This is a genomic window from Sphingomonas pruni NBRC 15498 (assembly GCF_001598455.1).
Classification (GTDB): domain Bacteria; phylum Pseudomonadota; class Alphaproteobacteria; order Sphingomonadales; family Sphingomonadaceae; genus Sphingomonas; species Sphingomonas pruni.
The window spans coordinates 12133-38282 of record NZ_BCYZ01000043.1; the positions used below are offsets into that span (position 1 = coordinate 12133).

The 26150-nt window shown below is 64.5% G+C and carries 28 protein-coding genes and 1 tRNA gene; 19 read left to right on the plus strand and 10 right to left on the minus strand.

Going from position 1 to position 26150, the window contains the following annotated elements; translation table 11 throughout:
• The first annotated feature begins 16 nt into the window (after positions 1–16).
• On the plus strand, positions 17–289 hold the full coding sequence (locus SPR01S_RS13285) for a hypothetical protein (RefSeq protein WP_157082248.1): 273 nt from the start codon (positions 17–19) through the stop codon (positions 287–289).
• A gap of 145 nt (positions 290–434) precedes the next feature.
• Positions 435–1271, plus strand: a complete 837-nt coding sequence (locus SPR01S_RS13290; protein WP_066590328.1) for an alpha/beta hydrolase — start codon at positions 435–437, stop codon at positions 1269–1271.
• Between the two features lie 3 nt (positions 1272–1274).
• On the opposite strand, the gene SPR01S_RS13295 is transcribed toward SPR01S_RS13290, so the two are convergent.
• Positions 1275–2168 carry a LysR substrate-binding domain-containing protein gene (locus SPR01S_RS13295; RefSeq protein WP_066590329.1) on the minus strand — a complete coding sequence of 298 codons (894 nt, stop codon included), beginning with the start codon at positions 2166–2168 and terminating at the stop codon, positions 1275–1277.
• A gap of 145 nt (positions 2169–2313) precedes the next feature.
• On the opposite strand from SPR01S_RS13295, the gene SPR01S_RS13300 reads away from it, so the two are divergent.
• Both SPR01S_RS13300 and purC read left to right on the plus strand, forming a co-directional pair.
• A complete protein-coding gene (locus SPR01S_RS13300) occupies positions 2314–2658 on the plus strand; it encodes a UrcA family protein (RefSeq protein WP_169803434.1) in 345 nt (114 codons plus the stop codon).
• A gap of 240 nt (positions 2659–2898) precedes the next feature.
• Positions 2899–3678 carry a phosphoribosylaminoimidazolesuccinocarboxamide synthase gene (gene purC, locus SPR01S_RS13305; protein WP_066590331.1) on the plus strand — a complete coding sequence of 260 codons (780 nt, stop codon included), beginning with the start codon at positions 2899–2901 and terminating at the stop codon, positions 3676–3678.
• A 32-nt stretch (positions 3679–3710) separates the two neighbouring features.
• Here purC and SPR01S_RS21845 read toward each other — a convergent pair whose 3' ends face one another.
• On the minus strand, positions 3711–3860 hold the full coding sequence (locus tag SPR01S_RS21845) for a hypothetical protein (protein WP_169803435.1): 150 nt from the start codon (positions 3858–3860) through the stop codon (positions 3711–3713).
• A gap of 157 nt (positions 3861–4017) precedes the next feature.
• Between SPR01S_RS21845 and purS the strand changes: the two genes are divergently transcribed.
• Complete coding sequence (purS, locus tag SPR01S_RS13310) at positions 4018–4245, plus strand: phosphoribosylformylglycinamidine synthase subunit PurS (protein WP_066590332.1); 228 nt, start codon at positions 4018–4020, stop codon at positions 4243–4245.
• Entirely contained in the window at positions 4242–4910 is a 669-nt protein-coding gene (purQ, locus tag SPR01S_RS13315; protein WP_066590333.1) for a phosphoribosylformylglycinamidine synthase subunit PurQ, read from the plus strand. The genes purS and purQ overlap by 4 nt, the downstream gene beginning before the upstream one ends.
• A 3-nt stretch (positions 4911–4913) precedes the next feature.
• On the opposite strand, the gene SPR01S_RS13320 is transcribed toward purQ, so the two are convergent.
• Complete coding sequence (locus SPR01S_RS13320) at positions 4914–5657, minus strand: queuosine precursor transporter (protein WP_066590334.1); 744 nt, start codon at positions 5655–5657, stop codon at positions 4914–4916.
• An 88-nt stretch (positions 5658–5745) separates the two neighbouring features.
• On the opposite strand from SPR01S_RS13320, the gene SPR01S_RS13325 reads away from it, so the two are divergent.
• The 5 genes from SPR01S_RS13325 (at position 5746) to SPR01S_RS13345 (ending at position 9420) form a co-directional block, all read left to right on the plus strand.
• A tRNA-Arg gene (locus tag SPR01S_RS13325) sits at positions 5746–5822 on the plus strand.
• Between the two features lie 23 nt (positions 5823–5845).
• Complete coding sequence (locus SPR01S_RS13330; RefSeq protein WP_066590335.1) at positions 5846–6082, plus strand: hypothetical protein; 237 nt, start codon at positions 5846–5848, stop codon at positions 6080–6082.
• A gap of 85 nt (positions 6083–6167) precedes the next feature.
• Positions 6168–8048: a M1 family metallopeptidase gene (locus SPR01S_RS13335; protein WP_066590336.1), complete on the plus strand. Its 1881-nt coding sequence runs from the start codon at positions 6168–6170 to the stop codon at positions 8046–8048.
• Positions 8049–8070: 22 nt separating this feature from the next.
• On the plus strand, positions 8071–8289 hold the full coding sequence (locus tag SPR01S_RS13340) for a hypothetical protein (protein ID WP_066590337.1): 219 nt from the start codon (positions 8071–8073) through the stop codon (positions 8287–8289).
• A gap of 51 nt (positions 8290–8340) precedes the next feature.
• The gene (locus SPR01S_RS13345; protein WP_066590338.1) at positions 8341–9420 is read left to right on the plus strand and encodes a PLP-dependent cysteine synthase family protein; all 1080 of its coding nucleotides are present in this window, start codon (positions 8341–8343) and stop codon (positions 9418–9420) included.
• Positions 9421–9429: 9 nt separating this feature from the next.
• Here the strand turns inward: SPR01S_RS13345 and SPR01S_RS13350 are convergent, their stop codons facing one another.
• The 4 genes from SPR01S_RS13350 to SPR01S_RS13365 form a co-directional block, all read right to left on the minus strand.
• Positions 9430–10590: an alpha-hydroxy-acid oxidizing protein gene (locus SPR01S_RS13350; RefSeq protein ID WP_066590339.1), complete on the minus strand. Its 1161-nt coding sequence runs from the start codon at positions 10588–10590 to the stop codon at positions 9430–9432.
• Between the two features lie 16 nt (positions 10591–10606).
• Positions 10607–11644: a CaiB/BaiF CoA transferase family protein gene (locus SPR01S_RS13355; protein WP_066590340.1), complete on the minus strand. Its 1038-nt coding sequence runs from the start codon at positions 11642–11644 to the stop codon at positions 10607–10609.
• A gap of 133 nt (positions 11645–11777) precedes the next feature.
• On the minus strand, positions 11778–12560 hold the full coding sequence (locus SPR01S_RS13360; RefSeq protein ID WP_066590341.1) for an SDR family NAD(P)-dependent oxidoreductase: 783 nt from the start codon (positions 12558–12560) through the stop codon (positions 11778–11780).
• 112 nt (positions 12561–12672) lie between these two features.
• Positions 12673–13848, minus strand: a complete 1176-nt coding sequence (locus tag SPR01S_RS13365; RefSeq protein WP_066590342.1) for an acetyl-CoA C-acetyltransferase — start codon at positions 13846–13848, stop codon at positions 12673–12675.
• A 145-nt stretch (positions 13849–13993) separates the two neighbouring features.
• Between SPR01S_RS13365 and SPR01S_RS13370 the strand changes: the two genes are divergently transcribed.
• The 8 genes from SPR01S_RS13370 (at position 13994) to SPR01S_RS21625 (ending at position 23883) form a co-directional block, all read left to right on the plus strand.
• Positions 13994–16078, plus strand: a complete 2085-nt coding sequence (locus SPR01S_RS13370; RefSeq protein ID WP_084251170.1) for a malate synthase G — start codon at positions 13994–13996, stop codon at positions 16076–16078.
• Between the two features lie 206 nt (positions 16079–16284).
• A complete protein-coding gene (locus tag SPR01S_RS13375) occupies positions 16285–16623 on the plus strand; it encodes a hypothetical protein (RefSeq protein WP_066590343.1) in 339 nt (112 codons plus the stop codon).
• Positions 16624–16742: 119 nt separating this feature from the next.
• Positions 16743–17510, plus strand: coding sequence for an ImuA family protein (locus SPR01S_RS13380; RefSeq protein WP_066590344.1), 768 nt, complete (start codon positions 16743–16745; stop codon positions 17508–17510).
• On the plus strand, positions 17437–18990 hold the full coding sequence (locus SPR01S_RS13385; protein ID WP_245662004.1) for a Y-family DNA polymerase: 1554 nt from the start codon (positions 17437–17439) through the stop codon (positions 18988–18990). Before SPR01S_RS13380 ends, SPR01S_RS13385 begins: the two co-directional genes overlap by 74 nt.
• Complete coding sequence (locus SPR01S_RS13390; protein WP_066590345.1) at positions 18987–22544, plus strand: error-prone DNA polymerase; 3558 nt, start codon at positions 18987–18989, stop codon at positions 22542–22544. Before SPR01S_RS13385 ends, SPR01S_RS13390 begins: the two co-directional genes overlap by 4 nt.
• Before the next feature lie 85 nt (positions 22545–22629).
• Positions 22630–23169, plus strand: coding sequence for a GNAT family N-acetyltransferase (locus SPR01S_RS13395; protein ID WP_245662006.1), 540 nt, complete (start codon positions 22630–22632; stop codon positions 23167–23169).
• A gap of 37 nt (positions 23170–23206) precedes the next feature.
• Positions 23207–23659 (plus strand): MaoC family dehydratase, encoded by a 453-nt coding sequence (locus tag SPR01S_RS13400; protein ID WP_066590346.1) that lies wholly within the window; start codon positions 23207–23209, stop codon positions 23657–23659.
• Positions 23656–23883 carry a hypothetical protein gene (locus SPR01S_RS21625; protein ID WP_157082249.1) on the plus strand — a complete coding sequence of 76 codons (228 nt, stop codon included), beginning with the start codon at positions 23656–23658 and terminating at the stop codon, positions 23881–23883. Before SPR01S_RS13400 ends, SPR01S_RS21625 begins: the two co-directional genes overlap by 4 nt.
• Here SPR01S_RS21625 and SPR01S_RS13405 read toward each other — a convergent pair.
• The 3 genes from SPR01S_RS13405 to SPR01S_RS13415 all read right to left on the minus strand — a co-directional run bounded on the left by SPR01S_RS13405 (position 23873) and on the right by SPR01S_RS13415 (position 26144).
• Positions 23873–24241 (minus strand): HesB/IscA family protein, encoded by a 369-nt coding sequence (locus tag SPR01S_RS13405; RefSeq protein ID WP_066590347.1) that lies wholly within the window; start codon positions 24239–24241, stop codon positions 23873–23875. The genes SPR01S_RS21625 and SPR01S_RS13405 overlap by 11 nt on opposite strands.
• 162 nt (positions 24242–24403) lie before the next feature.
• Entirely contained in the window at positions 24404–24868 is a 465-nt protein-coding gene (locus SPR01S_RS13410) for an SUF system Fe-S cluster assembly protein (protein ID WP_066590348.1), read from the minus strand.
• 10 nt (positions 24869–24878) lie between these two features.
• Positions 24879–26144 carry a cysteine desulfurase gene (locus tag SPR01S_RS13415; RefSeq protein ID WP_084251169.1) on the minus strand — a complete coding sequence of 422 codons (1266 nt, stop codon included), beginning with the start codon at positions 26142–26144 and terminating at the stop codon, positions 24879–24881.
• Positions 26145–26150: the final 6 nt, after the last annotated feature.

The following is a 26150-nucleotide window of genomic DNA, read 5'->3' on the forward strand; positions in this document are numbered from 1 at the left end:
GCATGGCTTGTCGATCATGTCCAACGATTTGTTGGCGCGGCCGTGCGGATGCGAGCATATCCAAATCGTCACCAACGCCGGATTTAATAAGGAGGACTCGGCAATGCGCGATGATTTCCTGAGCGGCGACTGGGCCGCGAACAAACACCGCCTGACAGCGGATGTCGATAAGCTGAGCAACACTATCGCCACGAAGGTCAGCGACAGTTTCGAAGCGCTTAACCGGGCGCAATTCGATGCGCCATGGCGCCGCGTTTGGCGCAAGGTCCGCATCTCCGGGCTGCGGTGAAGAGCGACAGCCCCCGGGCCGGGACGCGTGCCCCCAAGCGCGCCCGGCCCCCTTTGCCAGACTTGCGCCTCTCCGGCGGCGCCATTCGGACGGCAGGATCCGCTTCCTTCTTGCCTTCCGAGCGCCGCCGGTCTTTTCCCTTCACATGAGCGACGATTTTGTGCCGCTGACCTGGGCAGACCTGACCGCGCGCCCGCGCCCCGAGCCGCAGGCGGCGATCGCCTATGGCGACGATCCCTGGCAACGCGTCGATTTGTGGTTGCCAGACGGTGCCGGCCCCTTCCCCACCGTGCTGATGGTCCATGGCGGATGCTGGACGACAAGCATCGCCGACCGCACGCTTATGAACTGGGTGGCGGAGGATCTGCGCCGCGATGGTTTCGCGGTGTGGAACGTGGATTATCGCGGCGTCGACCGTCCCGGCGGCGGCTATCCCGGCACCTTTCGCGACGCCGCGGCAGCGGCCGACGCGTTGCGCGGCTATGCTCCCAAATACGGGCTTGACCTGCGCCGCGTCGTCGCCACCGGCCATTCTGCGGGCGGCCATCTGGCATTGTGGCTGGCGGCGCGGCGGCGACTGTCGTCCGACAGCCCGCTCTGGTGCGCGACCCCCCTGGCGATCTCGCATGTCGTCGCCTGCGGCGCGCTGCCCGATCTCGAAGCGGTGGCAGCCAGCCCCGACAATGGCTGCGGCATCGACGTCATCCGCGAACTTGTCGGCGTCCCGGGCAGCGACGGGCGCGACGTCTATGCCGACACCTCGATTCCGCCGCTCTTGCCGATCGACGTGCGCCACGATCTGGTCAACGGCCGTGAGGATCGCATCGTCCCCTATCGACTGGCGACGGATTATGCCGAAAAAGCCGGTACGGAAGCAGTCCTGCACACCGTGCCGGATACTGGCCATGTCGAATTGGTGACGCCCGGTACCAAGGCCTGGACGGTCACGAAGCGGCTGATCGCCGCCGCGTTCACGGGCTAATCGTTAGACGGCTGGCGGGCGAACCAACGCGCCGAACGGGTCGTCATGGAGCGACGCGGCGAGTTCGGCGAGCAGCCACGTACGGAACGCGGCGACCTTGCGTTGCCGCTTGCGATGCGCCGGATAGACCAGCCAGAAGCTGTTACGCCAATAAGCGACGCGCTTGATCGGCTGGACGAGCTGGCCGGTGTCGATCGCCAACTGCCACATGGGCGGGCTAAGGACCGCGACGCCGTGCCCCGCGATCGCGGCCTGACCCTGCAGCACTTGCGATTCGAGTTGGACGCTCGCCGGCGGCACGCCGCGCTGCTCCCCCAGCACGCTTTCCAGCCACAATCGCCACCAGCCATCCCCCGGCGACAGCCTAGGCAGCGCCAGCAAGTCGTCGATCGTTTCGACCGGCGGATGGGCAGCGAGAAGCGTCGGGCTAGCGAGGGGCGTGAATGGCATCCGCATCAAAAAGTCCGCTTCCAGCCCCGGCCACGGAGCGGGCGCGCCGCGGATCGCGACGTCGATCTCGCCGCGATCGAACTCGGTCAGCGCGTCCGACACACGAAGCCGCACCGCCAGATCGGGCCGCGCAAGCTGAAACGCGCCGATGCGCGACGACAGCCAATTGGTCGCGAAGGTCGACGGCGCGCTGACCGTCAGCATCGCCTCGTTATCGCTACGCGCGGCGCGAAATGCCTCGTCGAGCTTCTCGAACGCGCTGGTCACTTGCGGCGCGATCAATTGGCCGAGTTCGGTCAGTTCGACCCCGCGCCCCTTGCGCGCGAACAGCGGCGCGCCGACCCGCTCCTCAATCACCTTGATCTGATAACTCACCGCCGCCTGGGTAGTACCCAGCTCTTCGGCAGCCCGCGTGAAATTGCCGAGCCGCGCCGCGGCTTCGAACACGCGAACGGCGCCTAGAGGCGGAATGGAAACCATCGCAGACATAAAACATATTTATGGCTCGTTCTCAACGTTCGATTGGAGCTGCGCCGCACCCCGCTTCATATCGGCTTCGTCGCCATCCCCCGGCGACGGACAGGAGAATGTGATGTTCAAGCCCTTGCTGATGACGGCTCTACTGGTCGCCGCACTCCCCGCATTTGCCCGCGACAAGCCGGCTCCTCCGACGGCGCGCGTCAAGACCGCTGACCTCGATCTCTCGACAACTTCGGGCCGCCGTGCCCTCGACCGCCGGCTGCGCATGGCGATCGATCAGGTATGCGCCGTCGCCGATGCCGCACCGCGGACCGGCATCCTTCCCAACGATCGTTGCCGATCGGTCGCCATGGCCAGTGTCCGGCGCCAGCGTAGTGCGCTGATCGCCGCTGTCGACGCGACGAAGGACCGCAAGGCGGGCACCGAACTGGCAACCACGATGATGAAGACGCGCTGACGACCGATAAACTGCAACGATAGGTGGCCCACGCCGGCAGGCCCCTGCCATCCCTCACGCGAATACCGCCACGTCCGCTGACGAGCTGATCGTGGCCTTACATTTTGGCACGCCGCGCCGCTCCGCCGACCGAGGGCTGATTGCACCGGAGCAGTCGTTCCGGTATAGGCCATCGCTTCCCGCCCCGGCGCGCCATTCCGCGTTGCCGGGGCGCTCATTTTACAAAGGTATGCGCCGAATATGGCACGCCGCCGCCAGATCTACGAAGGCAAAGCGAAGATCCTCTATGAGGGTCCCGAACCGGGCACGCTGATCCAGTATTTCAAGGACGACGCGACCGCGTTCAACGCGCAGAAAAAGGGCACGATCAGCGGAAAGGGCGTGCTCAACAACCGGATTTCCGAGCATATCTTCACCTTGCTCGGGATGATCGGGGTACCGACGCACTTCATCCGCCGCCTGAACATGCGCGAACAACTGATCCGCCAGGTCGAGATCGTGCCGATCGAAGTGGTGGTGCGCAATGTCGCCGCCGGCTCGCTGTCGAAGCGGTTGGGGATCGAGGAAGGCGTTCAGCTGCCGCGCACGATCATCGAATATTATTACAAGGACGACGCGCTCGGCGATCCGATGATCACCGACGAGCATATCGCGGCATTCGGCTGGGCAAGCCAGGAAGAGATGCACGACATCGCCGACCTGGCAATCCGCACCAACGATTTCCTGTGTGGCTTGTTCGCGGCGATCGGCATCCGCCTGGTCGACTTCAAGCTCGAATTCGGGCGGATCTGGGACAATGACTATAGCCGCATCATCCTGGCGGACGAGATCAGCCCCGATGGTTGCCGGTTGTGGGACATCGCAACCAACGAGAAGCTCGACAAGGACCGGTTCCGCCGCGACCTGGGCGGCGAAGTCGAGGCCTATCAGGAAGTCGCGCGGCGGCTGGGTCTGTTGCCCGAAGGCGCAGACGGCGCGGTGCTAGACCTAGAAACGCATCGCCAGAACCGGGGCAAATAAGCACCGGCAGGCCGGCGTCGGCCCTTGCGCGCTTAATCCTTGACCCGGAATCCGCAGATGATTCCGAAGATGAACGACGACACCAGCGACAGCTGAATCCACCCGCCGGGGTCGGTCCAGCCGAAATACTGTCCACCGAAGGTGAACAGCGCGATGAACATCACCATTGCCAGTCCGGCCATGTCCGAACCCCCTAATCAGGCAAGCGCGACGCCCCAGCGAGTCGCGCACTGGGTGAAACGCTGCGCTTCGCGGGTAAACGAAGCGTAAAACTTGCGGCGAACCGCAGGCGCGGCCATAGGGGCGCCGACTCCGTTTCAGCCAGGAAAGCGCCGCTCCATGAAGGTTCGCATCGTCGTCACCCTCAAGCCGGGAGTGCTCGACCCGCAAGGCAAGGCGATCCACAAGTCGCTCGAGAGCTTGGGATTTGGCGGCATCAACGACGTGCGCGCCGGCAAGGTGATCGAGCTCGATGTCGCCGACTCGGTGACCGACGAAGAGCTCGACGGCATGTGCCGCAAGCTGATCGCCAATACGGTGATCGAAAACTACCGGATCGAGCGATGACTGCCGCGGTCGTCGTTTTCCCCGGCTCCAATTGCGATCGCGACCTCGCGGTGGCGATCGAGTCGATCATGGGGCGCAAGCCCAACATGGTGTGGCATGGCGAGACCGAACTCCCCGCCGGCACCGATCTGATCGCGCTTCCGGGCGGGTTTTCGTACGGCGACTATCTGCGGTCGGGCGCGATGGCGGCACGGTCGCCGGTGATGCGCGCGGTGATCGACGCCGCCGAGCGCGGCGTGCCGGTGCTGGGCGTATGCAACGGCTTTCAGGTGCTGACCGAAGCGGGGCTGCTGCCTGGCGCGCTGATGCGCAATGCCGGCCTCAATTTCGTCTGCCGCGACGTCGAACTGTCAGTCGACAACGCGCAATCGGTGTTCACCAGCCGCTATGCCGCGGGTGAGACGATCCTGATCCCGGTCGCGCATCATGACGGCAATTACACCGCCGATGCCGAGACGCTCGACCGGCTCGAAGGCGAAGGCCGCGTCGCCTTCCGCTACACCGGCAATGTCAACGGATCGGCGCGCCACATCGCCGGCGTGCTCAACGCCGCAGGCAACGTGCTCGGCCTGATGCCGCACCCCGAACGCAAGATCGAGGCAGCGCATGGTGGCGACGACGGCCGCCGGCTTTTCGAGGGGCTGATGGAGCTGGTCTCGGCCTGAGGGTCAGACCTTCGCCTTGAAGGGCGAAAAGTCGGTGCCTTCGTCGAACACATCGACTCCCTCGGCACGCTTCAGTGCGCCGACGACGATATAGGTGACCGGCGTCAGCAGCACTTCCCACGCCACTTTGAGGAACCATTGGGTGAACAGCACGGTGATGACGAGGTGCGTCGTCCACCCTTCCGCGCCGAGAAAGGCGAGCGGATAGAAGATCAGGCTGTCGACCCCCTCCCCCGCGATGGTCGAGCCGATCGTCCGGGTCCAGAGATGCCTGCCGCGCGTCATGATCTTCATCTTGGCGAGCACGAACGAATTGACGAACTCGCCCGCCCAAAAGGCGGCGCAGCTGGCGAGCACAATCCGCGGCACCTGGCCGAAGATCGTCTCGTATGCGCCTTGGTTGGTCCAGTCGGGCGCGGGCGGCAACGCGACCACGACCCAGCTCATGAACGCCATGAACAGAACCGCGCCGAAGCCAGCCCAGATCACGCGGCGCGCGCGGGCATAACCATAGACCTCGGTCAGGACGTCGCCGATCACATAGGAGATCGGAAAGAACAGGATCCCGGCACCGAACGGCCAATAGCCGATCCCTGGCAACCAGACCTGCGCCACCTTGCCCGCGCCCAGCACATTGGACAGCAACAGGATCGCGACGAACGCCGCCATGACGAAGTCGTAATAACGGAAATGGTGGACGGTGTTGGCCGTCACGGCGCGCGGCGCGGTCGATTCCCCCTCGGTCATGCCGGCCGTTATGATCAAGGTTCGGTTCGCCCGCAATCCGCGTTGAGGGCGTTGCCGGTCGCGCGCAAACGCCCTAGTCGGGATTCGGGCGCCCGTAGTTCAACTGGATAGAGCACGAGCCTTCTAAGCTTGGAGTTGCAGGTTCGAGTCCTGCCGGGCGCGCCATTCTTCGACAGTCCGCATGCGACATGCATCCGATCCGCGATCCGCGCGTTGTGCTCGGCATGTCCGGCTTCGATCGCGGCGACGCGCCGTTATTCTTCGATTGCGAACGCCGCCTGCGCTGTGAGATCGCGCAAGAGCGCGACATCGCGGTGACGCTCTCCGACGCCGCCCAGCGAGCGCTGCATCTGTCCCGAGCACGCGCCTTGTCCGCGCGCCTTCCGCAATCGGCGTGCGAACGGCTGCTTCTCACCTTGGGTTGAATGGCGGCTGGGTTACCCGTCGCCTTGTAACCAATAGCGGATTGGTGGAGAGCGCAGCTCTGTTCACCATACCGGGAAGTCCGCGATGCGCCGTCCTTTCATCACCTCGACCTTGTTGATCGCGTCTGCGTCAGTCGCGCCCACCGCGATTGCCACGCCGGACGCGCCCTCGCCGATCCTGACCAGCCCGGATGCAAAGGACGTGCTCAGCTATGCGAGGCCGGAGATCGCCCGCGTCACGCATGTCGACCTCGACCTGACCGCCGATTTCAAAGCGCACGTCATGCGCGGCACCGCGACACTCGACATCCTGGCCCGGCCCGGCGCGCGCGAGATCGTCCTCGACGACAAGGACCTCGTCATCTCGCGGATCACCGATGCGCACGGGCGGCCGCTCAAATGGTCGGTCGGCACGAGCGACGATTACAAAGGCGCGCCGCTGACGATCAAGATCGGCGCCGCGCGGCGGATCGTCATCACCTATCGCTCCGATCCCAAGGCGCGCGCACTCGGCTGGCTGGCGCCGGCGCTGACCGCAGGCAAGACAAAGCCCTATCTCTACAGCCAGGGCGAGAGCATCAACAATCGCAGCTGGATTCCCACCCAGGACAGTCCGGGCATCCGCCAGAGCTGGTCGGCCAAAATCACCGTGCCGTCCGACCTGGTCGCGACGATGAGCGCCGAGCGGCTGACTCCCGCCGGCATCCCCGCGGCGCGCGGCTGGCACAGCTATCGCTTCCGCATGGACCATAATGTCCCGCCCTATCTGATCGCGCTGGCGGTCGGCGACCTCCGCTTCCAGGCGATCGACGCGCGCTCCGGAATCTACAGCGAACCGAGCGTGCTGGCGAAGGATGCGGCGGAATTGTCCGACACCGGCAAGATGGTGACCGCCGCCGAAAGCCTTTACGGCAAGTATCGCTGGGGCCGCTACGACGTCCTGGTGCTGCCGCCCTCCTTCCCGTTCGGCGGGATGGAAAACCCGACGCTCACTTTCGCCACGCCGACGATCATTACCGGCGACAAGTCGAACGTCGACGTCATCGCCCACGAACTGGCGCATAGCTGGTCGGGCAATCTGGTCACCAACGCGACCTGGTCGGATTCGTGGCTCAACGAGGGGTTCACGACCTATTTCGAGAACCGGATCGACGAGGCGCTCTATGGCAAGGAGCGCGCCGCGACACTTGCCGACCTGTCGTGGGACGACCTCCAGCGCGACCTGAAGGCGGCGCCCGATGCCAAGGCGACGCGGCTGCATGGCGATCCCGAAGGCGTGTATGGCGAGCTCGATTACACCAAGGGTTCGACCTTCCTGCGGACGATCGAGTATACCGTCGGCCGGGCGGGCTGGGACGCGTATCTGCGGTCCTATTTCGATCGCCATGCTTTCCAGCCGCAGACCACGGCGGGGTTCCTCGCCGATCTGCGCGCCAATCTGATCAAGGGCGATCAGGCGCTCGAAGCGAAGCTGCAACTCGACCAATGGGCGTACGGCACCGGCCTGCCCGACAACGCGGTCCATGTCCGCTCTGCTACGCTCGCCAAGGTCGACCAGACCTTGGCATCGGTTGCGGCGGGTGCGCCGATCGCCTCGGTCGATGCATCGCATTGGTCGACGCAGGAATGGCTGCGATTCCTCAATGGTCTGCCGCGCAAGCAATCTCCGCAGCGGCTGGCGGAGCTCGATCGGTCGCTGGGGCTCTCTGCATCCAGCAACGCCTATATCCGTTCGGCCTGGCTCGTGCTGGCGATCGGCAACCGCTATGATCCCGCGGTCCCGTCGATCGCACAATTCCTGCCGAGCGTCGGGCGCGGTCTGCTGATCCTGCCGGTCTATGCGGCGCTAAAGGCGCAGGGCGATTGGGGTCTGCCGATCGCGCGCAAGGTCTATGCGACTGCGCGCCAGGGATATCATCCGACGATCGACGCCGCGATCGACAAGATGCTCGGGGCGAGGCCTTAACTTGGGGCGCCAAGTCTGACAGATGGAGCGAGAGATTTCCCGCACGCGCTGCGTCGGCGACGACGGAACGCCGCTGGTCGTGATCGAGTATCAGCATGTCGAACGGCGCCGGACCGAGAGCGGCGAACGTACCTATCCGGGCGCCCGGCGGTCGGCGCTCGCCAGCGGCGAAGCGGTGCGGCCGCTGGGCGACGGCGTTTGGGAAGTGATCGCCACCGGCGAAGTGGTGCGGCAGGCCTGATCGTCCCGCTGACGGTTGACGTAGGCGCGCCATGCGACGATCCCCCCGCGCATGACGTCCAATCATCCTCCCCAAGACCGCGCCTGGGCCGACGAAGCGGTCCGGCTGATCGAAGCCGATTACAACCGCTCGGCCGACACGCATCTCATCCCAATCCCGTTGCCGCGCTTTCCCGGCGTCCAGCTCTATCTGAAGGACGAATCGAGCCACCCGACCGGGAGCCTGAAGCATCGCCTGGCGCGCTCGCTGTTCCTCTATGCTCTGTGCAACGGGCGGATCGGCCCTGACACGACGATCGTCGAGGCATCGAGCGGATCGACCGCAGTGTCGGAGGCCTATTTCGCGCGCATGTTGGGACTGCCCTTCATCGCGGTGGTGCCGCGCGGCACGTCGGCCGAGAAGATCGCCGAGATCGAATTCTATGGCGGCCGGCCGCATTTCGTCGAGCAGGCGGTGGAAGCCGCCCGCGAGGCCGCACGGCTCGCCGATGCGCTCGGCGGCGCCTTCATGGACCAGTTCACCTTCGCCGAGCGCGCGACCGACTGGCGCGGCAACAACAATATCGCCGAGGCGATCTTCGCCCAGATGGCGCTCGAACAGCATCCGGTCCCGCATTGGATCGTGTGCGGCGCGGGCACCGGCGGCACCTCGGCGACGATCGGCCGCTATGGCCGCTACCGCCGGCTCGCGACGCGGATTTGCGTCGCCGACCCGGAAGGATCGGTGTTCCATCGCCATTGGGCCGACCGCGACGTGCAGAAGCTCGATCGCTGCGCCAGCAAGATCGAGGGGATCGGCCGTGCGCATGTCGAGCCGTCGTTCGTGCCCGAAGTGATCGACCGGATGGAAGTTATCAGCGACGCGCAGAGCATCGCCGCAGCCCGCCTGTTGAGCGAACGCCTTGGCCGACGCTGCGGCGGATCGACCGGCACCAATTTATGGGCGTGCGCGACACTCGCCGAAGAGATGGCGGCCGCGGGCGTGGAGGGATCGATCGTCACCATCCTGTGCGACGACGGCAACCGCTATGCGTCGACCTATTTCGACGATGCCTGGCTCGAACGTTGCGGGATCGACTGGAAATCCGAAGCAGCCGATCTGGCGACGCGGCTCGGTTGGGCGCGCGGCTGAATCCAGGCGCTAAAGCCGCGTCACCCCAGCCGCTCGGACATGGTCGAGCGTCGGCATGCCGTTGACCGCCATCATCAGGTCGGCTTCGGCCAAGATGCATTTGAGGACGTGCGCGGCCCCCTCGGCCCCATCAAGCGCCAGACCATAGACGAACGGTCGGCCCACCCCGACGGCGCGGGCGCCCATCGCCAGTGCCTTGATCACGTCGCTGCCCGAGCGGATGCCGGAGTCGAACCATACGGGCACGTCTCCAGCCGCCTCGACGACGCCCGGCAACATATCGATCGCGGCGATCCCGCCATTGGCTTGGCGCCCGCCATGGTTGGAGCAGAAGATCGCGTGGGCGCCTATGTCTACGGCTTTGCGCGCGTCCTCGGGATGGCAGATGCCTTTGAGCACGATCGGCATCTTGGTGACCGACTTGAACCACGCCATGTCGTCCCAGGTCAGCGGGCGAGCGAACAGCGAGCCCCATAGCATCACCGCTTCGGGTAGGGCCTGGGCGGGATCCTTGCCGAGCAGCTTGCGGAAGACGGGGTCGGCGAAATAATTGGTCAGGACGTGGCCGCGCAGCTGCGGGAAATTGCCCGCATTGAGGTCGCGCGGGCGCCAGCCGGTCACCCAGGTATCGAGCGTCACCACCAGCGCGCGATAGCCAGCTGCCTCGGCCCGGCGGATCAAGCTCTCGGCCAAGTCCCTGTCGCGCGGAGTATAGAGCTGAAAGAAGCCCGGCGTATCGCCGAGATGCTTCGCCACCTCTTCCAGCGTATCGTTGCCCAGCGTCGAGACGGTCATCGGGACGCCGGTCATCGCCGACGCCTTGGCCGCGGCGATATCGCCATGCTGGTCGAGGCTGCAGATACCCGTCACGCCGATCGGGCTCATGAATAGCGGGCTGCGATATGTGTGGCCGAAGATGTCGGTCGAGAGATCGCGGCTGGTCGTGCCGACCATCATCCGCGGCACCATCCCCCAATGATGGAAAGCGGCGGCGTTCTGGTCCTGCGTCCGTTCGTCGCCGCACCCACCCTGAACATAGTTCAAGACATGCGGCGGCATCGCCGCGGTCGCACGCTGGACGAGCGTTGCAAAATCGACCGGCACTTTAGGAAGCACCCCGCGCAAGCCGGCACCGTAAATCTCGTTCTGATAGTCGCCGAAATGCGGCATCGTCCTCTCCCGGTTCTCAGGGCTGGCGTGGCGGATCGCAGGGGGTCGCCGAATAACGCGGTGCGGGCGCGGGCTGCACCACGCCGCCCAACTCGATGAACGTGCCGCGCTCGCGATTGTGCGGATGCGCCACCGCTTCGTCGAAACCGAGCACCGGCGCGAAACAAATGTCGGTCGCTTCCATCAGGGCGCACCATTCGTCGCGCGTCCTGGATTTGAAGATCTCGGTCAGCCGCGCCTTTTGCGCCGGCCATTGCGCGCGATCGAACTGGGCGTCGAACAGCGCGTCGCCGGCAATTCCCAGGGTCTGACGAAGCAACGCATAGAATTGCGGCTCGATCGATCCGATCGCGACAAAGCCCCCGTCCGCGGTCTCGTAGGTGTCGTAGAAAGGCGCGCCGGTGTCGAGCATGTTGGTGCCGCGCGTATCACTCCATATTCCCTGCGCGCGAAAACCCCACATCATCGCCATCAGCAGCGCCGACCCGTCGGTCATCGCGCAGTCGATCACCTGGCCCGGCGCGCCATTCTTCACGCCGAGCAAGGCGCTGACCATGCCGAACGCCAGCATCATCGCGCCCCCGCCGAAATCGCCGACCAGATTGATCGGCGGAGTCGGCTTGTCGCCCGCACGGCCGATCGCGCCGAGGGCGCCGGACAAAGCGATATAATTGATGTCGTGCCCAGCGGCGGCGGCATAGGAGCCGGTCTGGCCCCAGCCGGTCATCCGGCCATAGACCAGCTTCGGATTATCGGCGAGCAAGACATCCGGACCGATACCGAGGCGCTCGGTGACGCCGGGGCGGAATCCCTCGATCAGGCCGTCGGCCGTCTTCACCAGGTCACGCAGCTTGGCGATGTCGTCGGCCGACTTGAGATCGAGCTGCATCGTCGTCCGCGACCGGAGCAACGGGTCGCGCGGATTGGGCGTGGTGCCCGGCCGATCGATGCGGATCACCTCGGCGCCGTGATCCGCGAGCATCATGCCGCAGAATGGTCCTGGGCCTATTCCGGCTAGTTCGACGATGCGGATTCCGTGCAAGGGTCCGGGCATGGGATTTCCTCTTCCTAGTCCCTCCCCTTCAGGGGAGGGGTTGGGGTGGGCTCTATCCACGGACGATTGGCTTGAGGCACTGCCCCACCCCCAACCCCTCCCCTGAAGGGGAGGGGCTTATTATCGACTCCCCTCAGCGCGGCGCCATGCGGATGGCGCCGTCGAGGCGGACGTCTTCGCCGTTGAAATAACCGTTCTCGATCATCGTCAGCGCGAGCTGCGCATATTCGGGCGGATTGCCGAGCCGCTTGGGAAACGGCACCGAGGCTGCCAGCGCGTCCTTCACGTTCTGCGGCGCACCCTGCATCAGCGGCGTCTCGAAGATGCCGGGCAGGATGGTGTTGATGCGAATCCCCTCGCCCATCAGGTCGCGTGCGATCGGCAGCGTCATGCCGACCACGCCGCCCTTCGACGCCGAATAGGCGGCCTGACCGATCTGGCCGTCTTCGGCGGCGACCGAGGCGGTCATCACCATGGCGCCGCGCTCGCCATCGACACCCGGCTCGAGCGTCAGCATGCCCGCCGCCGACTTGGCGACGCAGCGGAAGGTACCGATCAGGTTGATCTGGATGAGCCAGTTGAACGCTTCGAGCGGGAAATGCTTGATCGAGCCGTCTTCCTTCGATCGGCTGGCGGTCTTCACCGCATTGCCGGTGCCGGCGCAGCAGACCAGCACGCGCTCCTGGCCGTTCGCCGCGCGCGCCTTGGCGAACCCGGCATCTACGCTCTCATCGCTGGTCACGTTGACCTCGCAGAACACGCCGCCAATCTCCTTAGCAAGCGCCTCGCCCTTCTCCGCCTGAAGGTCGAAGATCGCGACCTTCACGCCCTTGGCGGCGAGCGCGCGCGCGGTCGCGGCGCCAAGCCCGGAGGCGCCGCCGGTGACGACCGCGGCTACCGAATTATCGAGTTTCATTCTTCTCTCCTCTAAGCGTCACCCCAGCGCAAGCTGGGGTCTCAAGCCGTAGCGCGGTGCACGAGCGGCATGAGATCCCAGCTTACGCTGGGATGACGGTGTTTGGTTATATTCAGAGCCGCTCGACGATCGTCACGTTGGCGATGCCGCCGCCTTCGCACATCGTCTGCAGGCCCCATTTCTTGCCGCGCGCCTTTAGCGCGTGAAGCAACGTCGTCATCAGCTTGGTGCCCGAGGCCCCAAGCGGGTGGCCGAGCGCGATCGCCCCGCCATTGACGTTGAGCCGATCATGGTCGCCGCCGATCACCTGGAGCCAGGCAAGCGGCACCGGCGCGAACGCCTCGTTGACTTCGTAAAGATCGATATCCTCGATCTTCATGCCGGCGCGGGCCAGCGCGCGCTGCGTCGCAGGCAAGGGCTCTTCGAGCATGATCACGGGATCGCCGGCGGTCACGGTCAGATTGTGGATCCGCGCCAGCGGCGTCAGGCCATGATCCTTCAGCGCGCGTTCGCTGACGATCAGCACGCCCGACGCGCCATCGCAAATCTGGCTGGCCGAGGCCGCGGTCAGCACGCCCCCTTCCTGGAGCAGTTTCACGCTCGCCATCGATTCGGGCGTCGCGTCGTAGCGGATGCCCTCGTCGTGCAGATGAAGGACGGTGTTACCTTCCTCGTCGACGATCTCGATCGGCACGATTTCCTCGTCGAACGCGCCCGCCTGAGTGGCGGCGGCGGCACGGCGATGGCTCTCGAGCGAGAAGGCATCGAGCTGCTCGCGGCTGAAACCGTATTTCTGCGCCATCATGCCGGCGCCGACGAACTGGCTGAAGCCCTGGACGCCGTAGCGGTCCTTGATCTTCTGCGACCAGGGACCGATGCCGATGCCGAGCTGCGCCGGCGCCGAGCTGGCAAGCCCCATCGGCACGCGGGTCATGCTCTCGACCCCCGCCGCGAGGACGATGTCCTGGGTGCCCGACATCACCGCCTGCGCGGCGAACTGCATCGCCTGTTGCGAGGAACCGCACTGCCGGTCGATCGACACGGCCGGGACGCTGTCGGGGAGTGAGGACGCCATGACCGCGCTACGCCCGATATGTCCCGATTGCTCGCCCGCCTGGATGACGCAGCCCATGATGACGTCTTCGACGGCGGCGCCGTCGATTCCTGCGCGCTCGACCACCGCGTCGAGCACTTTGCCCGCCAGGTCGGCCGGGTGCCAGTCCTTCAGCTTGCCGCCGCGCCGTCCGCCGGCCGTGCGGCCCGCAGACACGATATACGCTTCTGCCATCTCACTCTCCTCTTATCGGTTGCAGTTAGCCACTGGTTTACGCGAGCGGCAAGCGCATTTTTCGTGTGGACGGTATGTTCGGTCGGTGTATTGGCGAGGTTCCTCCCCTCATCATCTGATGGAGCAGTGCATGCCCGGAGGCACCATGATCGACCGCAACGGCTTGAAAATAGAGAACGAACTCGTCGACTTCGTCGAACAACGGGCACTGCCGGGTACCGGAATCGATCCGGACACATTTTGGGTAGGAGCGGCAGCGATCTTTGCGCGGTTCGCGCCGGACAATGCCGCATTGCTGGCCAAGCGCGATCTGATCCAGGCGGAAATGGGCGGCTGGCTGGCCGAACGGGCCGGCGAACCGATCGATCAGGGCGACTATCAATCCTTCCTCAAATCGATCGGTTATCTGGTCGACGAGCCCGCGCCGTTCGCGGTGACGACGCAGAATGTCGACGCCGAAGTCGCGACCATGGCCGGCCCGCAATTGGTCGTGCCGGTGCTCAACGCGCGTTTCGTGCTCAACGCTGCCAATGCGCGCTGGGGCAGCTTGTACGACGCGCTCTACGGCACCGACGCGATCCCGGGCACGGCCAAGCCGGGTGGCTACGATCCCGAACGCGGGAGCCAGGTGATTGCCTGGGCGAAGGCGTTCCTCGACAGGGCGGTGCCGCTGGCGAGCGGGAGCTGGGTCGATCTGTCCGGCGAACCGGTGCTGGCAGACCCGAAGCTGCTCGTCGGGCGCGCCGGCGATAATTATCTGTTCCGGCACAACGGCCTGCACATCGAAGTGGTGATCGATCGCGAGCACCCGATCGGCAAGACCGACCCTGCCGGTATCGCCGACGTGATCCTGGAAAGCGCGATCACCACGATCGTCGACCTCGAGGATTCGATCGCGGCGGTCGATGCCGAGGACAAGGTCGCGGCCTATGCGAATTGGCTTGGGCTGATGCGCGGCGACCTGCAGGATACGTTCGAGAAAGGCGGCCGGACGCTGACCCGTCGCCTCAACGACGACCGCCGCTACACAGCGTCTGACGGCAGCGAGTTGAACCTGCGCGGGCGCAGCCTGTTGTTCGTGCGCAATGTCGGCCATCTCATGACCACCCCGGCGGTGGTGCTGCCCGATGGCGGCGAGGCACCCGAAGGCATTCTCGACGCGATCATGACCAGCCTGATCGGGCTGCATGACCTGAAGGGCCTGGGCCGCTTCCGCAACAGCCCCGCGGGCTCGATCTATATCGTCAAACCCAAGATGCACGGGCCGGACGAAGCCGCCTTCACCAACCGCCTATTCGATGCCGTCGAGGACCTGCTCGGACTGACCCGCAACACGATCAAGGTCGGGGTGATGGATGAGGAGCGCCGCACCTCGGCCAATCTCGCCGCGTGCATCCATGCGGTGAAGGACCGCATCGTCTTCATCAACACCGGCTTCCTCGACCGTACCGGCGACGAGATCCACACCAGCATGCAGGCCGGGCCGATGGTGCCCAAGGGGGAGATGAAGACCTCCGCCTGGATCAAGGCGTACGAGGACCGCAACGTCCAGATCGGGCTCGCCTGCGGCCTCAGCGGCAAGGCGCAGATCGGCAAGGGCATGTGGGCGGCCCCCGACCGCATGGCCGACATGCTCGAGCAGAAGATCGGCCATCCGATGACCGGCGCGACCACCGCCTGGGTCCCCTCGCCCACCGCGGCGACACTACATGCGACGCACTACCACCAGGTCGACGTGTTCGCGCGGCAGAAGGAACGCGCCGCCGAGCCGGTCGCCAGCCTGAACGATCTGCTCTCGGTGCCGCTCGCGCTCGGCCGCAATTGGACGCCGGAGGAGGTTCGCGCCGAACTCGACAACAATGCCCAGGGCATATTGGGCTATGTCGTACGGTGGATCGATCAAGGCGTGGGCTGCTCCAAGGTGCCCGACATCCACGACATCGGCCTGATGGAAGATCGCGCGACCTTGCGGATCTCGAGCCAGGCGCTCGCCAATTGGCTGCTGCACGGCGTGTGCACGCCCGAGGAGGTCGAGGCGGCGTTCGGACGGATGGCCGCCAAGGTCGATGCGCAGAATGCGGGCGATCCGGCATATCGTTCGTTGGTCGCCAATCCGGCCGGCCCGGCATTCCAGGCCGCGCGTGCGCTGGTATTCGAGGGAACCACTCAGCCCAATGGCTATACGGAGCCGCTGTTGCATCGGTTCAGACGCCAAGCGAAGGCAAACTGACGCGTAACTTTCGTAAATTGTACAAAATCGACACTGCAATCTTCGTCAGGATCGCGAAAGCGAACGATAGCTGGGACAAGTCGCAAGAAAGCGTCGCCGACGCCGCGGAATAGTAACTTAGCACGTGCAACAACACGGCTCTTATATTACACTGTTTCGGACCGGTTCGGCCGGTGGATGCAACCTACTTTTGGGGGGGTACAGTGATGATTCAGGCAATCAAAACTGGCACGGCGATGGCCGTGCTGGTCGCTGGCATTGTATCGGCACCGGCGATCGCGGATTCGGGACGCAACTTCACCGTCTATAATGGCAATGCCGATGTGTCCGTGCAGCGCGTGTGGACCGCGCGCGCGGGAGAATCGAAGGACCCGTGGCACGAGGTCGATATGAAATACGCGATCAAGCCGAAAACCTCGTCCAATTTCACGTTGGGAGACGGCGACGTCTGCCTTTACGACATCAAGATCCAGTTCTCGGATGAGGTCACGCAGCAGTTCGACAACGTCAACGTTTGCAAGGGCCAGACGGTCAACGGGACCTGACCCGACAATATCGATAAGCGAAAATGAAGGGGCGGCGGACTCGGTTCGCCGCCCCTTTCGCATGCCCCTTACTCCAGGATTCGAATTGCAATTTCGCGAATAGAACATATCATGAACATATGCCCGAGTCGTCTGCCTCGCTGAGTCGATTGCGTCGCCGCGTCGCGCGCATCGAAGGCGTGCGCGTATCGGGGGGGCCGGCACGGTTCGCCACCGGGCATGCGGCGATCGATGCCTGGCTGGGCGGCGGCCTCGCGCGCGGACGCTTGCACGAAGTGATGGCGGACGACAGCGAGGATGCCGGCAGCCTGTCGGGATTTGCCGCGATGCTGGCGCTGCGCATCCACGCCCGAAAGCCGTTATTGTGGCTCAGGACCGAAGCGGCGGAACGGCGGGCGGGCAAGCTTTACGCCAGCGGATTGGGTGAAATCGGCCTCCATGGCGGTGACCTCATCCTCGGGCTGCTCGGCGATGACGCAGCGTTGCTCAAGGCCGCGAACGATGCCGCGCGCTGCGCCGGGCTCGGCGCGCTGATAGTCGAGAGTTGGGGCGAGCCCAGACTGCTCGACCTGACCGCGACACGCCGGCTGATGCTGGCGGCAGAAGCATCGGGCGTGACCGTGCTTCTGCTTCGCGGCGAGGCGCACGAAAGCCCCAGTGTCGCCGATACGCGCTGGCGGGTTGCTTCTGCTCCTTCGGCGGCGCTGGCGGACGGCACAGCGCAGGGGGCACCCGGCCACCCAGCGTTCGACATCGAATTATTGCGTCGTCGTGCAGGCCCGGCCGGCCGGCAATGGCGCGTGGAGTGGAATCGTGAACAATGCAGTTTTCAGCCGCCCGAACGACCGGCGCTTCCTGGCCTTGTTCTTCCCGTGGCTGCCGGTTGAACGACTGCGGCTGACGCGCGGGCACCTTTTCGCCGACAATGCCGGAGTGCCGTTCGCCATCGTCGAAAAGGTCAAGGGTGCGCTCCGGCTCTACGCGGTCGATCAGGAAGCGGCGCGGCTTGGCATCGAACGCGATATGACGCTCGCCGACGCACGAGCGCGAGTGCCAAGGCTCGATGCCTATGAGTACACCCCGCATGACGACCATCTCTGGCTCGAGCGACTGGCGGATGGCTGCGCGCGCTACACCCCCTGGGTAATGCTCGACGCTCCTGACGGACTGGTGCTCGACGTCACCGGATGCACGCATCTGTTCGGCGGCGAAGCGCAGTTGTGCGACGATGTGACCGCCCGTTTCGAACGGCTCGGTGTCGTGACGCGGCATGCGCTCGCGGCCAATCCCGATGCCGCCCGCGCCCTGGCACGCTATCACAGCGTCGGCGCGAGCGAGGATGAAGCGGTGCGCCGGCTGCCGGTCGCTGCCCTTGGGCTCGATGAAGAAGCAACGACCGCCCTCAAGCGCGCCGGTCTCAAGACCATAGGGGATGTCGCGACGCGCCAACTCTCGGCGATCGCCGCACGCTTCGGTACCGATGCCGCGACGCAAGTGCGCCGCATCATGGGAGAGGCGGACAGCCCCCTCACTCCTCGTCTGGTCCGCCAGCCCCTGAGCGTCGAGCGCCGTTTCGCCGAACCGGTTGCAAAGACCGCCTTCGCCCTTACCATTCTAGGAGAGTTGGCGGGTGAGGCGATGGCGGTGCTAGAGCAACGCCACGAAGGCGGACGACGGTTCGAGGCACGTTTCTTCCGCACCGACGGACTGGTCCAGCGGCTGTCGGTCGAAACCGGACAGCCTAGCCGCGATATCGACGCCGTAATGCGCCTGTTCCGTGAGCGGATCGACGCTTTGTCGGATCCGATCGACCCTGGCTTCGGCTTCGACCTGATCCGGCTCGGCATTCCGGTGGCCGAGCGGCTCGACGCGGCACAATTGAAGCTCGAAGGCGGCACGGTTGCCGAAGCCGAACTCACTCAGTTGATCGATCGCCTCTCGACTCGACTTGGCCGTAACCGTGTGCGCCGTTTCGCTCCGCGCGACCGACATTTGCCGGAACAGGCCGAACTAATGCTCCCCGCGATGGAGCCAGCGCCTGCCGATACATGGTCTACGCCCGAACAGGGGGAGCCACCGCTTCGACCCATCCATTTGTTCGACCCGCCGCAACCGATCGATCCTGTCGTCAGCGTGCCGCCCGATGGGCCGCCGCGTCAATTCAGGTGGCGGCGGACCTTGCATGAAATCGCTCGGGTCGAAGGACCTGAGCGGATCGCGCCTCCCTGGTGGACGAGCCGTCAGGCGCCGACCCGCGATTATTATCGCGTCGAGGACCGGCGCGGTCGCCGCTTCTGGATTTTTCGCCGTGGCCTGTACGATGAAATCGAAAAGCCCGAATGGTTCATCCACGGGGTGTTCGCATGACCGGCTTCGCCGAACTCGTCGCCGCGACCAATTACTCCTTCCTGCGCGGGGCATCGCCTCCAAGCGATATGGTCGGTGAAGCGATCAATCTCAAAATGCGTGGCATCGGCATAGCCGATCGCAATAGCGTCGCGGGCGTGGTGCGTGCGCATGTTTCCTTGCGCGAAGCCCGCGAAAAATGGAGCGAAGCCTGGGCTAAGGCCAAAGCACGGCACGAAGCGGATCGTCCTTGGGAGGAATTTCGCCCCGTGCCGAACCTGCCTATGCCCGATCTCGATTTTCGCCTGATCGTCGGTGCCCGGCTCGTGTTCCGCGACGGCACGCCCGACATCGTCGCCTATCCCGCCACGCGGCTCGGCTGGGGCCGGCTGACACGCCTGTTGACGGTCGGGAACCGCCGCGCGGTCAAAGGCGGCTGCCTGCTCGATCTTGCAGACTTGATCGAGCATCATGAGAACCTGCTGCTGATCGTCCTGCCCGAAAGTAGCTTCGTGCCCGAAGAGGTCGACGCACTGCCGGAAAAGCGGCGAATCGACGAGGGGCAGGATCGTGGAACGCTGCGGCTCGGCCAGGATGAGATCGTCGAGACCAACGTCATCCATTTCCCCGGCCGTCCTGCCCAACTTCTTGCAGCATCCGATGGCCCCTACCCCAACGCCGAAATAGTCGCCTGGTCTCGGGAGCAAACTGGAGACAACACGCTGGAAGCCGTCCTTTCACGGTTAAAGCGGGTCTTCATCGATCGTTTGTGGCTCGGTGTCGCAATGCCGCGCGGCGGCCGCGACAGACGAAGGCTGGAGCAATTCGCCGTAATAGCGCGGCAAGCCGGGATACCCATGCTTGCGACCAACGACGCGCTCTATGCCACCGCCGAACAACGCCAACTCCACGATGTCGTCACCTGCATTCGCAACGGTACCAATGTGAAGCAGGCCGGACGACTGCTCGCAGCCAATGGCGAACGCTATCTCAAGGCACCCGGCGAAATGGCCCGGCTGTTCGACCAATACCCGCAAGCGCTCGCCGAAACCGAGCGCCTTCTGTCACGCGTCCGTTTCACCCTGGACGAATTACGGTACGAATATCCCCATGAGCCGGTCCCCGACGGCTGGGAGCCGCAGGCCTGGCTCGAGCATCTAGTTCTCGAGGCCGCCGACAAACGCTACGAGGGCAATATCCCAGCCCGCGCACGGGCGATGATCGAGGAGGAATTCGCGCTCATCCAGCAGCAGAATTACGCCTGTTATTTCCTGACCGTGCACGACATCGTCAGGTTCGCGCGCACCTGTGATCCGCCGATCCTGTGCCAGGGCCGGGGCTCGGCCGCCAATTCGATCGTCTGCTGGTTGCTCGACGTGACCTCGGTCGATCCGGTCAAACATGACCTCCTCTTCTCGCGCTTCGTCTCTGAGGACCGCAACGAGCCTCCCGATATCGACGTCGATTTCGAGCACGAGCGACGCGAGGAGGTGATGCAATATATCTACCGGCGCTACGGTCGTCATCGTGCCGGCATCGCCGCGACGATCATCCATTATCGCTCGCGCAGCACCTTGCGTGAGGTCGGCAAGGCGCTCGGGATGAGCGAGGATGTCACCAGCCGCCTCGCCAGCACGGTCTGGGGCAGCTATTCGAGCAGCGTCGAGGAAGAGCGCATCACACAAGGCGGCTTCACGCTCGACAATCCGGAGATCGCACGCCTCAAGCAACTGGTCGATCAGTTGCTCGAATTCCCGCGCCATTTGTCCCAGCATGTCGGCGGCTTCGTCCTGACCCAGGATCGGCTCGACGAGACGGTACCGATTCACAATGCCGCGATGGAGGATCGCACCTTCATCGAATGGGACAAGGATGACATCGATGCGCTGGGACTGATGAAGGTCGACGTGCTCGCGCTCGGCATGCTGACCTGTATCCGCAAATGCTTCGATCTGATGCGGGACCACGGCCTGGGCGACCAGTCGCTCAGCCTCGACATGAATTCGGAAGATCCCAAGGTCTATGAGATGCTGCAGGCCGGCAATAGCCTCGGCGTGTTCCAGGTCGAAAGCCGCGCGCAGATGAGCATGCTCCCGCGTCTCAAACCTAAAACTCTATATGATCTGACCGTGCAGGTGGCGATCGTCCGGCCCGGGCCGATCCAGGGCAATATGGTCCACCCCTATCTGCGCCGGCGTAGCGGGAAAGAAGAATGGTCCTTTCCCGAACCAAGTCCGCCGCACGACCCTAAAGAACTTCACGCCATCCTGGGCCAGACGTTCGGCGTCCCGTTGTTTCAGGAACAAGCCATGAAGCTGGCGATCGTCGCCGCCGGATTCACCCCGGCCGAGGCCAATCAGCTTCGTCGGGCGATGGCCACGTTCCGCAACGTGGGGACGATTCATCAATTCGAGTCTAAGATGGTCGATGGCATGGTCGCGCGGGGCTATGAACACGACTTCGCACAGCGTTGCTACGACCAGATCAAGGGCTTCGGCAGCTATGGCTTTCCGGAAAGCCATGCTTTGTCCTTTGCCCGTCTGGTCTACGTCTCTTCCTGGCTGAAATGCTATCATCCAGCTGTGTTCGCGTGCGGCCTGCTGAATTCCCAACCGATGGGATTCTACGCGCCTGCGCAGATCATTCGGGAGGCACAGGAAATTGGCCGGATCGATGTCCGCGCTATCGACGTCAATACGAGCCATTGGGACAACAGCCTTGAGCCAGGCGAGCGCGGCCTCGCGCTGCGAATAGGCTTGCGGCAGATCGACGGCTTTCGAAAAGAATGGGGCATGAAGCTTGCCGACACGCGTGCCGCAGGCCAGTTTGCCTCGATCGAGGAATTTGCCCAACGGACCGGCTTGCCCTCACGTGCCCTGCGGCTGCTCGCGGATGCCGATGCCTGGGGATCGATCGGCCAGGGACGGCGCGATGCCTTGTGGGAAGTCCGTCGTACCCCATCAGCCCAGCTTCCCTTGTTCGCTGCGGCCGACGCACGCGAGCTTGGCGAAGAGACGGACGCCCAACTGCCCTCCATGCCGCTGAGCGAGGAGGTCGTCGCCGATTATCAGCTTACGCGCTTGTCGCTCAAAGGCCACCCGATGCAATTCCTGCGGCCGATATTCGACCGCGAGGGCGTCAAGAGTTGCGCGCAGGTGAGCAAGGCGCGCAATGGCGCGCGCGTCACCGTCGCCGGCGTGGTCCTAGTCCGCCAGCGGCCGGGTAAGGGCAACGCCATCTTCATCACGCTGGAGGATGAGACCGGCATCACCAATGCCCTGTTATGGGCCAGGGTGTTCGAAGCGCAGCGATTGCAGGTTATGGGGTCGCGATTGATGACGATCGAGGGCGAGGTCCAGCGCAGCGCGCTGAAAGAAGGAAATGTTGTCCATCTGATCGGCGCGCGAGTGATCGATCGGACCGCCGAGTTGGACCGCTTGTCGGAAGATCACGTTACGCCGCCCACCGCCCGTGCGCCGATCGATATGGCACCCGACCCGCGCTACACCGCCGACGCGCATGGCCGCCATCCCCGCAACGTGCGCATCCTGCCCAAGTCGCGCGATTTCCATTGAGATGCGTCCGTAACCGGCTTCACGTCTGGGCGACATTTTCACTCTGCCTCGGCTTGGCAGAATCGCGTAACGCCCGAGAGCCATGATGTTCCGCGATGCACTGCCTGCCGATTTGCCGACGATCGTCGCGATGCTGGCCGAGGAACAGATTGGCGGTCGCGCCGACGACCCGTCCGAACCGCTCGATCCCGCCTATCTCGCCGCGTTCGATGCGATCGATCGCGATCCCAATCAGCGGCTGATCGTCGCGGAGCTTGATGGCGCGATCGTCGGGACGATGCAGATGAGTTGGCTCCCCGGGCTGATCAATCGCGGCGCCTGGCGCGGCCAGATCGAAGCGGTGCGGATCGCCAAAGACAAGCGCTCGCTCGGCCTTGGCGCCGAAATGATCGCCTGGGCAGTCGACCGCTTCCGCGAGCGCGGCTGCTTCATGGCGCAGCTGACGTCGAACAACGGCCGCGTCGCCGCGCATCGTTTCTACGAACGGCTCGGCTGGAAAAAGAGCCATAGCGGGTTCAAACTCATGCTGGAGCGACTTGAAGATAACGCTTCCCCGGCGAAGGCCGGGGCCCAGCTGCCACGGACGCCGTTGGCTGGGACGACCGACCCACTAACAACAGTATAACTGGGCCCCGGCCTGCGCCGGGGAAGCGAGGATGGCAATGCCAGGCAAATATTTCGACGAATGGCAGATCGGCGAGACGATCGAACACCCGTTGCGCCGCACGGTGACCGAGACCGACAATCTGTTGTGGTCGACCATGACCCACAACCCGCAGCCGCTTCACCTCGACGCCGAGGCGGCCAAGGCGAGCGAATTCGGTCGCATCCTGGTCAACGGCACTTTCACGTTCAGCCTGATGGTCGGCATCACCGTCGCCGAGACGACGATGGGCACCTTGGTCGCCAACCTGGGCTATGACAAACTGGTGATGCCCAAGCCGGTGTTCATCGGCGACACGCTGCGCGCGACCAGCGAAGTGACCGAACTCCGCGAGAGCAAGTCGCGGCCCAATGCGGGGCTGGTGACGTGGAGACATCGCATGCTCAACCAGCGTGACGAGGTGGTGTGCGAGTGTTTGCGGACAGCGTTGTTGCTGCGGCGCGCTAAATGACCGAAACCCACGATCCCGGTGCTTACTTGGCAGGATATGGGGTCAGCTTGGCTACCATTTCCGAAGCGGAGCTGTTCAGCGACGGCTCGCTCTCGATGATATATGTCCACGAGAACGGACAAAAATATCATTTGGGGGTAGAGTTTAACCCGCCCCTCGGCCGTTCTTTAGCAAATTATCTCAGAGAAAATGACGTGCAAGTCCGAGGGAAATTCAGACCGTAAAGCTCTCCCCGCACCCGCACGCGCCTTTGGCGTTGGGGTTCTGGAACACGAAACCGGCGGCGAAATCGTCCTCGACCCAGTCCATCGTCGAGCCGATCAGGTACAGCACCGATGCGCCGTCGACGAAGAAAGTGCCGCCGGGCGTCTCGATCCGCTCGTCCATCGGGTTGGCGGCAGTCACGTAATCGACCGAATAGGCCAAGCCCGAACAGCCGCGCCGCGGGGTCGACAGCTTGACGCCGATCGAGCCCTCCGGCGCCTTCGACATCAGCTCGGCCACGCGCGCCTCGGCGCGTTCGGTAAGTATTACGGCAGCGGGGCGCTGCCTCAGGGTCGTTGCCACGTCTTCACTCCTCATCTCCCCTCCCGTTTACGCGCTCCGGGTCGGTTGCGCCCCCGGCGCAACCTGAACAGTCCGGGGGACTGTTCACCCGGAACGGGGTCGGGGGAGGGCATGTCTCGATCGGCTTGAAGGCGACATGCCCTCCCCTAGCCCCTCCCGCGAGCGGGAGGGGAATTGTTACAGCATTCCCAATTCCAGCTTCGCGTCGTCCGACATCTTCTGCGGGTCCCAGGGCGGATCCCAGACCAGATTGACATCGGCCACCGCGACTCCCGGCACGCTGCCAACGCGCAGCTCAACCTCGGCCGGCATCGATTCCGCAACCGGGCAATGCGGCGTGGTCAAGGTCATCGTCACCGCGGCATGGCCCTCGTCGGTCACCTCGACATTGTAGATCAGTCCCAGGTCGTAGATGTTGACCGGGATTTCGGGGTCGTAAATCTCCTTGAGCGCCTCGATCACCGCCTCGTACAGCGCGCCACCCGGTTCGCCGCCAGATAGCGACTCCGGCTTCTGCGACAGGAAACCGGCGAGATAATCGCGCTTGCGCTCGAACGTCTCGGCGGGCGCCTCGACGCGCGCCTTGGCCGGCGCCTCGACCGACGTCACTTCTTCCACTTCGATCTTCCGTTCTTCGTTCATCCGAAGATTCCTACCCAAAAATTCGCGTCACACGTTCGACCGCTTCGCCCAGCGCCTCGACATCGGCCATCGACGAATAGACCCCGAAGCTCGCTCGTGCCGTCGCCGGCACGCCCAGCGCCTCCATCAGCGGCTGCGCGCAATGATGCCCCGCGCGGATCGCGACCCGGCTCTCGTCCAAGATGGTGGCGACGTCGTGCGGATGCACCCCCTCGACGGCGAAACTGACGATGCCGGCGGAATCCTCCGGCCCGAACAGCCGCACCGAATTGATCCGCGACAGCCGCTCACGCGCTGCCGCCACGAGCGCTGTTTCGTGCGCGTGGATGCGCTCCAAGCCGATACTCTCGACATAATCGATCGCGGCATGGAGCCCAATCACGCCGACGATATGCGGCGTCCCCGCCTCGAACCGACCCGGCGCTGGGGCATAGGTCGTCTTGGCGAAGGTGACGCGGTCGATCATCGATCCACCGCCCTGATAAGGCGGCATCTTGTCGAGCAATTCATAGCGGCCCCACAGCACGCCGATCCCGGTCGGACCGTAGAGCTTATGCCCGGAGAAGACGTAGAAGTCGCAGCCGATCTCGGCGACGTCGACCGGCATCCGCGGCACCGCCTGGCAGCCGTCGAGCAGGATCTTGGCGCCGACGGAATGCGCGATCTCGGTCGCGCGCTTGGCATCGAGCACCGAGCCGAGCACATTCGAGACATGCCCGAGCGCGACCAATTTGTGCGCTGGCGTGATCATCGTCGCCATCGCCTCGAGATCGATCCGCCCGTCCACGGTCAGCGGCACGGCGTCGATCTCGACCCCGATCCGCTCGGCGATCAGCTGCCACGGCACGATGTTCGAATGGTGCTCGAGCACCGACAGCAAAATGCGGTCGCCCGCCTTGAGCTGCTCCCCCGCCCAGCTATGCGCGACCAGGTTGATCGCCTCGGTCGCACCGCGGACGAAGACGATTTCCTCGGGCTTGCCGTTGATGAACTCCGCGACGCGCTTGCGCGCCGCTTCATAAGCGAGCGTCATGTCGGCCGAGCGCTGGTACACGCCGCGATGCACCGCGGCATAGTCCTGGGCATAACCGCGCTCGATCGCGTCGATCACCATGCGCGGTTTTTGCGCAGAGACGGCACTATCGAGATAATGCCAGCCGTTGGGGATCGCCGGGAAATCCGCGACCACGTCGAGGGGCCGCAAATTCCCTCTCCCCTTGGGAGAGGGAGGGAGGCGCGAAGCGCCTGAAGGGTGAGGGTCGACAACAGTATCCATTTACCT

What these genes read in the sequence shown, in the direction of transcription:
- SPR01S_RS13285 (WP_157082248.1), top strand. Translation starts at nt 17, where the DNA reads ATGTCCAACGATTTGTTGGCGCGGCCGTGCGGATGCGAGCATATCCAA.
- SPR01S_RS13290 (WP_066590328.1), top strand. Translation starts at nt 435, where the DNA reads ATGAGCGACGATTTTGTGCCGCTGACCTGGGCAGACCTGACCGCGCGC.
- SPR01S_RS13300 (WP_169803434.1), top strand. Translation starts at nt 2,314, where the DNA reads ATGTTCAAGCCCTTGCTGATGACGGCTCTACTGGTCGCCGCACTCCCC.
- purC (WP_066590331.1), top strand. Translation starts at nt 2,899, where the DNA reads ATGGCACGCCGCCGCCAGATCTACGAAGGCAAAGCGAAGATCCTCTAT.
- SPR01S_RS21845 (WP_169803435.1), bottom strand. Translation starts at nt 3,860, where the DNA reads ATGGCCGGACTGGCAATGGTGATGTTCATCGCGCTGTTCACCTTCGGT.
- purS (WP_066590332.1), top strand. Translation starts at nt 4,018, where the DNA reads ATGAAGGTTCGCATCGTCGTCACCCTCAAGCCGGGAGTGCTCGACCCG.
- purQ (WP_066590333.1), top strand. Translation starts at nt 4,242, where the DNA reads ATGACTGCCGCGGTCGTCGTTTTCCCCGGCTCCAATTGCGATCGCGAC.
- SPR01S_RS13320 (WP_066590334.1), bottom strand. Translation starts at nt 5,657, where the DNA reads ATGACCGAGGGGGAATCGACCGCGCCGCGCGCCGTGACGGCCAACACC.
- SPR01S_RS13330 (WP_066590335.1), top strand. Translation starts at nt 5,846, where the DNA reads ATGCATCCGATCCGCGATCCGCGCGTTGTGCTCGGCATGTCCGGCTTC.
- SPR01S_RS13335 (WP_066590336.1), top strand. Translation starts at nt 6,168, where the DNA reads ATGCGCCGTCCTTTCATCACCTCGACCTTGTTGATCGCGTCTGCGTCA.
- SPR01S_RS13340 (WP_066590337.1), top strand. Translation starts at nt 8,071, where the DNA reads ATGGAGCGAGAGATTTCCCGCACGCGCTGCGTCGGCGACGACGGAACG.
- SPR01S_RS13345 (WP_066590338.1), top strand. Translation starts at nt 8,341, where the DNA reads ATGACGTCCAATCATCCTCCCCAAGACCGCGCCTGGGCCGACGAAGCG.
- SPR01S_RS13350 (WP_066590339.1), bottom strand. Translation starts at nt 10,590, where the DNA reads ATGCCGCATTTCGGCGACTATCAGAACGAGATTTACGGTGCCGGCTTG.
- SPR01S_RS13355 (WP_066590340.1), bottom strand. Translation starts at nt 11,644, where the DNA reads ATGCCCGGACCCTTGCACGGAATCCGCATCGTCGAACTAGCCGGAATA.
- SPR01S_RS13360 (WP_066590341.1), bottom strand. Translation starts at nt 12,560, where the DNA reads ATGAAACTCGATAATTCGGTAGCCGCGGTCGTCACCGGCGGCGCCTCC.
- SPR01S_RS13365 (WP_066590342.1), bottom strand. Translation starts at nt 13,848, where the DNA reads ATGGCAGAAGCGTATATCGTGTCTGCGGGCCGCACGGCCGGCGGACGG.
- SPR01S_RS13370 (WP_084251170.1), top strand. Translation starts at nt 13,994, where the DNA reads ATGATCGACCGCAACGGCTTGAAAATAGAGAACGAACTCGTCGACTTC.
- SPR01S_RS13375 (WP_066590343.1), top strand. Translation starts at nt 16,285, where the DNA reads ATGATTCAGGCAATCAAAACTGGCACGGCGATGGCCGTGCTGGTCGCT.
- SPR01S_RS13380 (WP_066590344.1), top strand. Translation starts at nt 16,743, where the DNA reads ATGCCCGAGTCGTCTGCCTCGCTGAGTCGATTGCGTCGCCGCGTCGCG.
- SPR01S_RS13390 (WP_066590345.1), top strand. Translation starts at nt 18,987, where the DNA reads ATGACCGGCTTCGCCGAACTCGTCGCCGCGACCAATTACTCCTTCCTG.
- SPR01S_RS13395 (WP_245662006.1), top strand. Translation starts at nt 22,630, where the DNA reads ATGTTCCGCGATGCACTGCCTGCCGATTTGCCGACGATCGTCGCGATG.
- SPR01S_RS13400 (WP_066590346.1), top strand. Translation starts at nt 23,207, where the DNA reads ATGCCAGGCAAATATTTCGACGAATGGCAGATCGGCGAGACGATCGAA.
- SPR01S_RS21625 (WP_157082249.1), top strand. Translation starts at nt 23,656, where the DNA reads ATGACCGAAACCCACGATCCCGGTGCTTACTTGGCAGGATATGGGGTC.
- SPR01S_RS13405 (WP_066590347.1), bottom strand. Translation starts at nt 24,241, where the DNA reads ATGAGGAGTGAAGACGTGGCAACGACCCTGAGGCAGCGCCCCGCTGCC.
- SPR01S_RS13410 (WP_066590348.1), bottom strand. Translation starts at nt 24,868, where the DNA reads ATGAACGAAGAACGGAAGATCGAAGTGGAAGAAGTGACGTCGGTCGAG.
- SPR01S_RS13415 (WP_084251169.1), bottom strand. Translation starts at nt 26,144, where the DNA reads ATGGATACTGTTGTCGACCCTCACCCTTCAGGCGCTTCGCGCCTCCCT.